This is a genomic window from Anaerolineae bacterium, assembly GCA_016931895.1.
In the GTDB taxonomy this organism is placed as follows: Bacteria; Chloroflexota; Anaerolineae; order 4572-78; family J111; genus JAFGNV01.
This window is the reverse complement of sequence record JAFGDY010000099.1, coordinates 18,723-30,550: the sequence shown is the minus strand read 5'-3', so window position 1 is coordinate 30,550 and position 11,828 is coordinate 18,723. Positions and strand designations below refer to the sequence as shown.

The 11,828-nt window shown below is 55.0% G+C and carries 10 protein-coding genes; 9 read left to right on the top strand and 1 reads right to left on the bottom strand.

What is annotated here, in order from left to right; translation table 11 throughout:
* Positions 1 to 15: 15 nt before the first annotated feature.
* From nuoH to rpiB, 9 genes are all read left to right on the top strand, one after another.
* Positions 16 to 1,080 (top strand): NADH-quinone oxidoreductase subunit NuoH, encoded by a 1,065-nt coding sequence (gene nuoH, locus JW953_07800; protein MBN1992596.1) that lies wholly within the window; start codon positions 16 to 18, stop codon positions 1,078 to 1,080.
* Positions 1,081 to 1,113: 33 nt separating this feature from the next.
* Positions 1,114 to 1,656: an NADH-quinone oxidoreductase subunit NuoI gene (gene nuoI / locus JW953_07795; protein ID MBN1992595.1), complete on the top strand. Its 543-nt coding sequence runs from the start codon at positions 1,114 to 1,116 to the stop codon at positions 1,654 to 1,656.
* A 7-nt stretch (positions 1,657 to 1,663) separates the two neighbouring features.
* Complete coding sequence (locus JW953_07790; GenBank protein MBN1992594.1) at positions 1,664 to 2,212, top strand: NADH-quinone oxidoreductase subunit J; 549 nt, start codon at positions 1,664 to 1,666, stop codon at positions 2,210 to 2,212.
* The gene (gene nuoK / locus JW953_07785) at positions 2,209 to 2,520 is read left to right on the top strand and encodes an NADH-quinone oxidoreductase subunit NuoK (protein MBN1992593.1); all 312 of its coding nucleotides are present in this window, start codon (positions 2,209 to 2,211) and stop codon (positions 2,518 to 2,520) included. Before JW953_07790 ends, nuoK begins: the two co-directional genes overlap by 4 nt.
* A 69-nt stretch (positions 2,521 to 2,589) precedes the next feature.
* Positions 2,590 to 4,611, top strand: a complete 2,022-nt coding sequence (gene nuoL / locus JW953_07780) for an NADH-quinone oxidoreductase subunit L (protein ID MBN1992592.1) — start codon at positions 2,590 to 2,592, stop codon at positions 4,609 to 4,611.
* Positions 4,612 to 4,627: 16 nt separating this feature from the next.
* A complete protein-coding gene (locus tag JW953_07775; GenBank protein MBN1992591.1) occupies positions 4,628 to 6,112 on the top strand; it encodes an NADH-quinone oxidoreductase subunit M in 1,485 nt (494 codons plus the stop codon).
* Positions 6,113 to 6,181: 69 nt separating this feature from the next.
* Entirely contained in the window at positions 6,182 to 7,654 is a 1,473-nt protein-coding gene (locus tag JW953_07770; GenBank protein ID MBN1992590.1) for an NADH-quinone oxidoreductase subunit N, read from the top strand.
* Between the two features lie 87 nt (positions 7,655 to 7,741).
* On the top strand, positions 7,742 to 8,185 hold the full coding sequence (locus tag JW953_07765) for a response regulator (protein ID MBN1992589.1): 444 nt from the start codon (positions 7,742 to 7,744) through the stop codon (positions 8,183 to 8,185).
* A 110-nt stretch (positions 8,186 to 8,295) separates the two neighbouring features.
* Positions 8,296 to 8,745 (top strand): ribose 5-phosphate isomerase B, encoded by a 450-nt coding sequence (gene rpiB / locus JW953_07760; protein ID MBN1992588.1) that lies wholly within the window; start codon positions 8,296 to 8,298, stop codon positions 8,743 to 8,745.
* Between the two features lie 23 nt (positions 8,746 to 8,768).
* Here rpiB and JW953_07755 read toward each other — a convergent pair whose 3' ends face one another.
* Entirely contained in the window at positions 8,769 to 11,675 is a 2,907-nt protein-coding gene (locus JW953_07755; GenBank protein ID MBN1992587.1) for a glycosyltransferase family 39 protein, read from the bottom strand.
* Positions 11,676 to 11,828 lie beyond the last annotated feature (153 nt).

Genomic DNA, 11,828 nt, shown 5'->3' with positions numbered 1-11,828 from the left:
AGTGACAATTGACTTATGGATCCAACAATTATCACCACCATTGTCGAAATCATCAAAATTCTCATCATTGGGACGGCTCTTATGTTGAGTTTTGCCGCAATGACGCTCATTGAGCGAAAAGCGCTGGCTCGTTTTACGCTGCGTTACGGCCCCAACCGGGCCGGGAAGTTTGGCCTGTTGCAGCCCATTGCCGATATGTTCAAGATGTTCTTTAAAGAAGAGGTCATCCCTACCCACGTGGACCGGCTCGTTTACCTGATTGCGCCGGCTTTGGCGTTGGTGCCGGCCTTGATTGGGTTTGCCGTGGTGCCCCTGGCCAGCCAACCCTTTGTGCTGCCCTTTAGTCAGCGGCTTTTTGGCGCGTCTATTGAGATTACCCCCTGGGTGGCCGACGTTAACGTGGGCCTGCTCTACATCCTGGCCGTCGGCAGCTTGGGCACGTATGGTGTGATCCTGGCCGGTTGGTCGAGCAACAACAAATATTCGTTGTTAGGCGGCCTGCGGACCGGCGCCCAGATGCTCAGTTATGAATTGCCAATGGGGGCGGCTCTACTGAGTGTAACGCTGATGGCCGGCACGCTGCGGTTAAATGAGCTGGTGCAGTTGCAAGGTTTGTGGGGCGGGTTAGGGTGGTTCATTTTTATTCAGCCGGTGGCTTTTATTGTGTTTTTTATCAGCGCCCTGGCCGAAGCCGGGCGTTCCCCCTTTGACCTGCCGGAAACGGAAAACGAATTGATCGGCGGTTTTGTCACCGAATACGGGGGCATGAAGTTTGGTCTATTTTTTGGGGCCGAATATGTTCATGCTGTGGTGTTAAGTTTCATTGCCTCCACCATCTTTTTGGGCGGTTGGCAAGGGCCGGGGGTGAACGCCTACCCCTTTTTGGGCGTGATTTATCTGCTCATCAAGGTCACGTTGGTGATTTTTTTGATCTTGTGGATTCGGGCCAGCGTGCCGCGCGTGCGTTTTGACAAGATGATGCAGTTTTGCTGGAAATTCCTGTTGCCGTTAGGGATTTTGAATTTGATTGTCACGGCCATAGGCGTGGCTGTGTACAATTCTATCTTGGGGCATTGGTAGTATAGTAGCCGGGTTGTTTAGAAAGAGAGATAGATGAAGCCAATTTTTAAAGGCGTCAAAAATATTTTTACCGGCGCAGTAGAAATTGTCCGGGCCATGGGCGTGACCCTGAAATATTTTTTCACCAGGCCGGTCACCAATGAATTTCCCAGCGAGCCGGTAGCCGTTTACCCCCGTTTCCGGGGGCGCCACGTTTTAAAACGCTACGCTAACGGCCTGGAGCGATGTATTGGCTGCTCGTTGTGCGCGGCGGCCTGTCCCACCGATTGTATTTATGTAGAGTCTGCTGAGAATACCGATGAAGAGCGCTACTCGCCGGGCGAGCGGTACGCCAAAGTATATGAAATCAACATGCTGCGCTGCATCTTTTGCGGCTACTGCGCCGAAGCCTGTCCCACCGAAGCCATTGTGCTGGAACACGATTTTGCTCTGGCCGAATATGACCGCTGGGCTGCCGTTTACACCAAAGAGAGACTCCTGGAACCCCACCACCCGCCGCACATTGTTGTTCGTGATGATGAGGTTTATTTGAGCGGGCCAACGTGGGGAAAAATTAAAGCAAAAGCCGGAACGTGATGATAGAATGGGCCTAATATTCTTTTTTATCCTGGCGGCCATGGCCGTGGTGGCTGCCTTTGGGGTTATTTTTAATAAAAACGTGGTGCACAGCGCCCTCTCTCTGCTGGTAAATTTTTGCGCTCTGGCCGTTTTTTACTTTATGCTCAACGCGCAATTTTTGGCCATTGTGCAAATACTGGTGTATGCGGGCGCTATTGTGGTGCTGTTTTTGTTTGTGGTTATGCTTCTGGGCGCGGAGTTGGGCGAAAAGGTGTCAACCTGGCTGACCGTGCGCAATGCTTTTTTAGCGGCCCTGGGCCTGGTTTTGTTGACCATTATTGGCACGGCTGTTTTTGAAAATAATCATGTTTTTCAAACTGCCGGCAAAACCGGCGATCTCACCACTGCCGCCGTGCAGCAATATGGGCAAACGCAAATGATCAGCCGCGCCCTATTTACCGATTATCTTTTGGCCTTTGAACTGGCCTCGGTGTTGTTGCTGGTGGGCATTGTGGGCGTGGTTTGGTTGGCCCGCCAACCCCAAGAACGCGCCGGGCCGGAGGAAAATCAATGATCAACGACGTCCCCGTTTCCTATTATTTGCTGCTCAGCGCCATTTTGTTTGCCATAGGCGCAGGCGGCGTGCTTATCCGGCGCAATGCCATTGTTGTGTTAATGTGCATTGAGATGATGATGAACGCCGTCAACCTTTCTTTTGTGGCTTTTTCGCGTTATCTTGACTCTGCCGCCGGGCAAATTTTTGTGTTTATGATTATGGCGGTGGCTGCGGTGGAAGTGGCTGTGGGGCTGGCCCTGTTGGTTGAACTGAATCGCCATAAACAAACTGTCAACACCGATGAAATGAACTCCTTAAAAGGGTGAAAAAGATACCGTAAGGAGTAGATGGTAGCTCATTCTGAATATCTATAGGTTTCTGTGGGTGTATTGTCAATGATCCAACTAATCTGGCTGACCATTTTTTTGCCAATTGTAGGGGTGGTTTTAAACGGCATCTGGGGCCGCCGCCTGGGATACCAGGTGGTGGGGGCGGTAGCCTCCCTGGCCGTGCTTGGCGCTTTTATGGTGGGCGTGATCGCTGCTTTCCAACTGGGGCAGACCGGGGCGGTGGTTGTGCCCCTGTGGACCTGGGCCGCAATTGGTGACTTTAACGTTTCGGTCAGCTTGCTGGTTGATCCCCTCTCTTTGCTGATGGTGCTGGTGGTCACCGGCGTTGGTTTTCTCATCCACGTTTACGCCACCGATTATATGGTGCATCGCGCTGAAAATGGCCCCGCTCACCCCGACCGCGATTATGCCCGCTTCTTCACGTTTCTCAATCTTTTCATTGCCTCCATGCTGGTGCTGGTGCTGGGCGATAATTATCTGCTGATGTACGTGGGCTGGGAGCTGGTGGGTTTATGTTCTTATTTGCTCATTGGGTTTTGGTTTGATCGGCCGGCCCAGGAACAAGACCCCATTGACCTCGGCCCCGGCCGGCCGCCGGTCAAGCTGTTCCCTTTGCTCTCCCCGGCCGCATCGGGCCTGAAAGCCTTTATCGTCAACCGGATTGGCGATGTAGGCTTTGCCCTGGGCGTCTTTTTGCTCTGGACAACCTTTGGCACCTTGCAGTTTGCCCCGATTTTTGCCGAAGCGCCGCGAGTTGCCCAAACCATGCCCGCCGCCATCACCTGGATTGCCCTGCTGCTCTTTATTGGGGCGGTGGGCAAGAGCGCGCAGATTCCGCTGTATGTGTGGCTGCCCGATGCGATGGCCGGGCCAACCCCTGTTTCGGCTCTTATTCACGCGGCCACAATGGTTACGGCCGGGGTGTATATGATTGCGCGCAGCCACGTGTTGTATACCTTATCGCCGGGCGTTTCTATGCTGGTGGCCTTCATTGGCGCAGCCACGGCCCTGTTTGCGGCCACCATCGCCCTGGTGCAGGTTGACTTAAAACGGATCCTGGCCTACTCCACGGTCAGCCAGCTTGGTTACATGTTTCTGGCCGCCGGCGTGGGCGCGTACACCTCGGCCATGTTCCACCTGACCACGCACGCCTTTTTTAAAGCCCTGCTCTTTTTGGGCGCGGGTTCGGTGATGCACGCCCTGCACGACGTGATTGATATTCGCCGCATGGGTGGGTTAAAAAACAAAATGAAGCTGACCTGGCTAACGTTTTTGGCCGGGGGCCTGGCCCTGGCCGGGTTCCCGTTTATTTCCGGCTTTTTCTCTAAAGATGAGATTTTGGCCAAAACTTATCAAGCTTCAACCGCTCTGTGGCTGATTGGGGTTCTTACGGCCGGTTTAACCGCCTTTTACACCTTTCGGGCGGTGTTTATTGTTTTTTACGGCCGGCCCCGCGATCAATATCTTTATGACCACGCCCACGAAAGTCGCTGGCCGATCACCGCGGCCCTGGTTATGCTGGCCATTTTGGCCCTGGCCGGCGGCATTCTGGGATTACCGGCAGAATTGTTGCACGGCTTTGGCCTGGACGCGCCCCACTTTATAGCCAATTGGCTGGAGCCGGTTTACCTTGCGGCTGAACATACTGCCGCCGAACCGGGACATCATTTACCGTTCATGGTGGAACTCAGCCTGTTTTTGATTTCGGCCACTGTGGCCATTGGGGGAATGTTTGTGGCCTGGATTTTTTATCGCGTGCGGCCTACTATTCCCCAAACCCTGGCCCGGAATCTGCGCCCCATTTTTGTTTTGCTGGCCAATAAATATTACGTTGACGAAAAGATTTACACGCCCTTTGTGGTCAAACCCGGCCTTAAATTGGCCGAAGCCATGGCCAAAGGAGTGGACGTTCTTTTGCTTGATCGCCTCCTGGTGGATGGTACGGCCAAAGTTATTGGCCGGGGGGGGCGGTGGTTGAGTTATCTGCAAAGCGGTTATTTGCGCCATTATGTTTTGGCTACGTTTGTGGGGGTGTTGGCAGTGGTGAGTTACTTCTTTTTAAGGTAGTTTTGCGGAGCAGCGCATGCAAGCCTATTTACTGTCTGTTTTAATCTTTATCCCGGCGCTTGGCGCAATTTTGGTAATGCTCACGCCGCGCCATCGCCAAGATTTGATAAAGTGGTTGGCCCTGGTCATTACTCTGTTGGCCCTGGCTGTTTCCTGGCCGCTTTATTTTAACTTTGCCGATAACGTGGTTGGTTATCAGTTTGAGCACGTGCTGCCCTGGATCCCGGCCCTCAATATCAATTACCACGTGGGCCTGGATGGACTTAGCCTGTTTCTGGTTCTGTTGACCACCTTTCTGTCGGCGGTGGCTATTCTCAGTTCGTGGACGGCCATCGCCGAGCGGGTCAAAGAGTATTATGCCCTGATGTTGTTGCTGGAAACGGCCATGCTGGGCGTTTTTGTTTCGTTGGATTTATTCCTGTTCTATATTTTTTGGGAAGCCAGTCTTATCCCCATGGCCTTGCTGGTGGGGATTTGGGGCGGGCAGCGCCGGATATATGCCTCGGTCAAGTTCATTATCTATACTATGTCCGGCAGCGCTTTGATGCTGGCGGCGGCCCTGGTGCTTTATTTCCGGGAAGGCACTTCAGATTTACCGGCCTTGGTAGCAGGCTTAAATTTACCGGAATCCTGGCAGGTGTGGCTCTTTTTTACCTTTGCCCTGGCCTTTGCCGTAAAAGTGCCGCTGTTTCCCTTTCATACCTGGCTTCCGGCAGCACACGTTGAAGCGCCCACCGCCGGTTCGATCATTCTGGCCGGGGTTTTGCTTAAGATGGGCGCGTATGGCTTTATGCGTTTTGCCATCCCCCTCTTCCCCGCTGCCGTGCCTTTCTGGACGCCATGGCTGGCCACGCTGGCCGTCATTAGTATTTTGTATGGGGCCATGGTGGCCCTGGCCCAAGAGGACGCCAAAAGCTTGGTGGCTTATTCCTCGGTGGCCCACATGGGCTTTATTGTTTTGGGTATTTTTAGCGGAGGCCAACAAGGTTTGAGCGGTGCGGTTTTGCAGATGGTCAACCACGGCCTCAGCACCGGCATGCTGTTTTTTATGATTGGGGTATTGTACGAGCAGCGCCACACCCGTTTGTTTAAGGATTATGGTGGAATATGGGTTAAAGTGCCGGTGTTTGGCGTTTTCTTTTTGCTGGCCGTTTTCTCGTCGGTGGGATTGCCGGGGCTAAATGGTTTTGTGGGCGAGTTTGTGATTTTGCTGGGCACGTTCAAGGTAAATTGGGTGGCGGCGGCGTTTGGCACCTTTGGCATTGTGCTGGCCGCCTGGTATTTGCTCACTGCGGCCCGCAAATTGTTGTACGGCCCGTTTAACCCGGCCAATGACGGCTTGAGAGATATGAACGGGCGGGAGATGCTCATTGCGGTCTCCCTGGTGGTTTTTTTCTTTGTGATTGGCTTGTTCCCGCATATTTTCTTTGGCAAAATCAACCCGGCCACAGCCCGGTTAGACACTTTGCTCAAGGCTGCTTCAACTTTAGCCGGATGGTGAAGTTGGAATAAAAATTAGAGATTGACGTAATACTCCAATTCTCTCATCTCCCTCTGTTATGGAGAACCAATGCCCATAGACTTCCCGACCATTGATGTTACGGCTTTACTTCCAGAAATAATTGTCATTATCACCGCCCTGCTGGTGATGTTGTTTGACCTGTTCATCAGCCCCAAACGGGGGCTGGGCCATTTGAGCCTGTTGGGTTTAACCGTGGCGGCTATTGCCTGTTTGATGCTCCTGGGCGCGTCGCCTGCGCCTGCTTTTCAGAATATGGCGGTCAGTGATGGTTACTCGCTGATCCTCAACCTGATTTTTATTGTCACCGCGGCGCTGTCGGTGTTGGTGGCCATGAGCTATCTTACGGGCCAGGGCATGCAGCGCGGCGAATATTACACCCTGCTGCTTTTTGCCGTTAGCGGCATGATGCTGATGGGCGCGGCCACCGATTTGATCATTGTTTTCCTGGGGCTGGAAATTATGTCTATTGCCCTCTACATTTTGGCCGCGTTCAATCGTCGTCAGATGGCTTCCGGTGAAGCCGGATTGAAATATTTTGTGTTAGGCGCTTATGCTTCGGCCTTTTTTTTGTATGGCGTGGCTTTGATTTATGGCGCCACCGGCTCCACAAATTTACACCTGATCGGCCGGTGGTTTACCCAAAATCCCGCCGGCCTGAGCGATCCGATGGCTTTGGTTGGGTTGGGCTTGTTGTTGGTCGGCTTTGCCTTCAAAATCGCAGCCGTACCCTTTCAATGGTGGACGCCCGACGTGTATCACGGCGCGCCAACCTCGGTGACGGCCTTTATGTCGGTGGGGGCCAAGGCGGCCGGTTTTGCGGCCCTCATCCGGCTGTTGATGAGTTCTTTTGGCCAGGCCTTTGCGCCCGATTGGCAATTAGCCGTGGCCGGGCTGGCGGTCGTCACCATGACCGGGGGAAATATGGCTGCGCTGGCGCAAAAAGATGTCAAACGCATGTTGGCCTACTCCAGCATTGCTCACGCCGGTTATATTTTGGTGGGGGTGGCCTCGGCCACAATGACCGGGGTGTATGGCGTTTTATTTTATTTGATGGCTTATGCTTTTATGAACCTGGGCGCTTTTGCCGTTATCGCGGTCCTTGAACGTCGCCACGCCATTGGCTCCGTTATCACCGACTATGCCGGGCTGGCCGCGCGCCGGCCGTTAGTGGCCCTGGTGATGGCCTTTTTTATGTTTTCGTTGACCGGCCTGCCGCCCTTTATTGGGTTTTGGGGTAAATTGTACGTGTTTGGCGCGGCGGTGGCCGCCGGTTTAAGTTGGCTGGTGGTAGTGGGCGTGCTCAATAGCGCCGTCTCCGCTTTTTATTACGTGGCGGTGGTGGTGCAAATGTACATGCATTCGCCGCGTTCGCCGGAAGAGGCGGCTGAAGCCGAAGCCCCCCCGCTCAACTTAAGTTGGCCGGTAACGGTGACGCTGGCCGTGGCCGGCACGGCGACCCTGCTGTTGGGTCTTTGGCCGGCCCCTCTCTGGCGTTTGATTTTATTTGGCGTTTTTGGTTGACCTTTTACCCCAAATCTTTGGGGTACAACTTTGTGGTTAATGGCGGTATAATGTTATAATGAAGAAGATTGTCTATGGGAGATTCCAATGACGGCGCAAGAACCCAAAAAAAAGTTGAAAAAATTATCATCTCGCCTGTTAGAGCCAAACGATGCCATCCGGGTGCTTTACGTTGAAGACGCCGAGGTCATCCGGGATACAATTGCCAGATTGCTGGAGTTGAACGGCTACAAAGTGGCCTATGCCAAAAACGGCCAGGAAGGTGTGGCCATGGCCAGCCGTTGGAACCCCGACGTGGTATTGATGGATTTACGGATGCCGGTGATGGACGGCTTTAAGGCCCTGGAACAAATAAAGGCGAATCCGCAGACCAAACATATTCCGGTTTTTGTCATTTCGGCCTGGAGCGGCAAAAAAGAACGAACTCAGGCCAAAATTTCCGGGGCCGATGGCTTTTTTGTGAAACCGCCCGATTTGAACAAACTTATCGAAACCATTGAAAACGCGGTCAAAACCTCTGGCCGGCGCTGACCCCTTGCTTTGGCCATAAGCATCTTGCTAAGGATTTAGCCCTAAGCCCACCCCCTGCGGTTGGGCTTTTTGTTTTTTAGTCGTCAGCTCAAAAAAGTGGAGGCAAACTTATGAAAATCATCATCGGCAGCGACCATTTTGCGCGAGCCTTAAAAGATGACTTGAAGGCGCATCTTAAAACCCAGGGCTACGAGGTGGTGGACCTGGGCGCGTTTGATGATACGCCGGTTGATTATCCCGATGTGGCGGAAGCGCTGGCCCAAGAAATTGCCGCCGGTAACTATGAACGGGGCGTATTGGTTTGTGGGACGGGCATTGGCATGGCCATTGCGGCCAACAAAGTCCCTGGCGTGCGGGCGGCTTGCTGCCATGATCCTTATTCCGCTGAACGAGCGCGCAAGAGCAATGATGCCCAAATCATCACCATGGGCGCCCAAGTTATTGGCCCGATGGTGGCCAAATCATTGCTGGACATCTGGCTGCAAGCTGAATTTGCCGGAGGGCGTTCGGCGGCCAAAGTGGAGAAGCTTAAGGTCATAGATGAGCGGTATCGAAAGTGAGGATTTTTTTGGCAGGCCCTTTGTCACTTGACCGTCAACGGCTGCGGCAAAATAACCCGGCTGTCGCCGTTGGTAAGCCGTAATCGCCGGGTCGGCTCGGCGGCATCGTACAGGCCGACTTCAAGGGAGTACTGGCCGGGGGAAAGAGTAGCCGGAACAACTAGGGTGATGGGATCGGTGATGATTTCGCCCGTAACCCAGCCCTGGGTTGGTTTGGTCGGCGCGTGGTCGGCATTAACGATAACCGTTTCCGCCGGGCCGAGCAGGTGGGTAAAGATGGTGTAGTTTTGGCCCAGGAGGGCGTCGGCGCGCCAGTAAAGGGTGAGGGTGATTGACTGGCCCGGCGCGGCCCGGCAGCCGGCGCCGGTCCAGGTGGAGCAGTTAGCGCCAAGCAACGTGGTTTGGCCGGAGAAGTCGGCCTGGAGGGGCATGTTGACGTTATCCGGCGGCGTAAAATGGCGTTCGGTGGCCAGGATTTCCAGGTGGCCAAGTGGAAAAACCCGGTTTTGAACGGCGTTATGGCTGAAGTGAAGACGCAACGTGGCCGGGCCGGGCGCGGCGTTGGGCGGAGTGTCCAGCCAATATTGGCCCAGCACCATTTCGCCGGGCTGCCGGCGAGACAGGTTGAAGTTGCAGCCGGAGGTTGGGCAAAAAGCGAGGTCAAACGTCTGGTTGGCCGCGTCAAGTAGCTCAAAAGCAATCGCCGGATCGGTCTGATTGGCCGTTCCGGCCTGCCAGAGCAGGGTCAGCAAGAGGCGGTCGCCGGGTTCGGCGGTTGGGGCGGACAGTGTTATGCGGCGAATGGCGACAACGGGCCGGAAGTCAACCAATGGCTCGGTTGCCGGGTCAATATCTTGGACCGGGACCGGGTGGCTCAACCGGATGGGGCCAAGCCGGGCCGTCCGCCGTTGGGGGCGGCCTTGCTCATCCAGAATGTCCCAGCCCTCAAAGTTTTGGCCGGGCGGGTTAACTTGCCCCAGGCCCACTTCAATCAGGTAGGAGCCGGGCGGCGTGCCGGGGCGCCAGGCCAATTGATGCCGGGTTAGCACCACCTGGCCCGCGGGCCAGCGAGAGGGGGGATACTCATACGCGCCCGGCCGGCCCACGGCTGTTTCTTCAGCCCAGCCAAAACCGGCCTCGTCGGTCAGGTTGAGCGTGAGCAGAAGGTCTTGGGGAAGAGGCTGGCGGGGCACCCAAAACAGGGCGATTTCGTTGTCGTTCAGTTGGGTCAGGCCCAACAGGTCAACCCGGTTGGCAAAGTTGTATCCCTGGTTTGGCGCGGGCTGCTCAATGGGACTTTGGGAGAGCAAGTTGGTTTTGTTAGCCTCAAGCCGCCAGTGTTCCAGGCCCACGCCCCAAAAATCCCCCGCGTCAAGCGGACGCCGGCCAATGCGGTTGAGCCAGAAAGGCACCACCCCGTTGGGGTCAATCACTTCGTCCTGCCAACGGACCAGCCATACCCCCCCTTTGCCCTTGATCGCCGCCGCTATTTCCGCGGCGATGCTGAGATCGGTTACTCGTCTTACGTTCAGACGCTCCATTTGGGGCAGGGGCGTCCAGTTTTGCCAGCCGTAATAATAGGCCCACACCGGGAACACGTGGCCGGAACTGAGCAGCACGGTTTCGTCAGGGGTTTGCCGCTCGCGGACAAATTGGGCCAGGGCCTTAAAATCATCTTTGGCAAAGCGGGGGTCGGTGAACCAGTTGCACAGGCTGAAAAAGGAGGTTGAGCAGATGAAAAGAAGGCAGAGCGTGAGGAGGAAGCGGGAGGCATAAAATAATATAAAATGTGACATGGAAGAGGCCAAACGGCTGGAACCTGGGGTTTTTAGAAATTGGGTCAGGGCCACGGTGAGAATGAGGACGAAGGCGGGATAGGAAAGCATAGTGTAGCGGGGGTTGAATTTGGGTGATTGGGATGATAGGAGCAGGATGAGAGCGGGCGGAATGAGCAGCCAGAGCAGCAAAAATAATGATCGGTGAGCGGTGAATGAAATAAAGGGCGAAGGTCGGTTATTTGGTGTTTGTTGACCGGCTGATTGGGGGACTTGCCGGTTGATTATGGCCCATACCCCGCCGCCGGCCAGGATAGCCAGGTAGCCCAAGGCCAATCGCCGGCCGGTTTGCTCAAAAACGGTTTCGCCGGCGCTGAAGCTGATCAGGATTTTGCGCAGGGCTTCGTTGAGTTTGAGAGCGCCGGGCCAATAGCTGGGGTCGTCGCCCAGGCGGGAAAGCAGGATGGAACACCAGGGCAGGTAAAGCAGGGCGATCAGGCCGGCCGTCAGCAGCAATGGTTTGACCAGGGCTTTGGGCCAGCCCCGCTGCCAGAGTATAAAGACTGCGTACAGGGCGTGCGCGATGAGTAAAAAGGCGGCAAAGTAATGGGTGTAGAGGGCAGCGGCAGCGAGAAGAGCGTAAGCAGGGAGGAGGCGGGCGGCGGGGCGAGGCGCCAGGATTTTTAGGAGTAGATAGCCGGCGAGGGTGGCTTCGCCAACCAACAGGGTGTACATGCGGGCTTCCTGGCTGTAGTAGACCATGAGGGGGGAGCAGGTGAAGAGGATGGCCGGGAGCAGGTAATAGGTAGTAGTTAACAGGCCAGTTTTTTTGCCAGGAGGTTGAACCTGAAAAAGCCGGCGGGCCAATGTGTGAAGCGCGGGGAGGGTCAAAATATTAAAAAGGACAGAGGGAAAACGTAAAGCCCATTCGCTGTCGCCGTAGGCGCGGACGGCAAGCCAGGCGAGCAGGTAATAAAGGGGAGGTTGGATGTCGGCGGCGGTCCATTGGACCAGCTCCGGCAGGCCCATTTCAGCCAGCAGCCAGGTGACGCCTTCGTCGTACCACAGGCTTTGTTGGCCCAACCAGGCCAGGCGCAGGCCCAGGCCCAGAGCGATCCATAAGATGATGGCTAATAACGGGAAACGTTTGTTCATTATGGCCCAACATGCTACCACGCTGTAGGAGGAGAAGCAAAGAAAGCGGCGGCGGAATCTGGTTTGAAAATAGCCGGTAGCAGTTAGCCGGTAGCAGTTAGCCGGTAGCAGTTAGCCGGTAGCAGTTAGCCGGTAGCTTGCGGCCAAATTTAG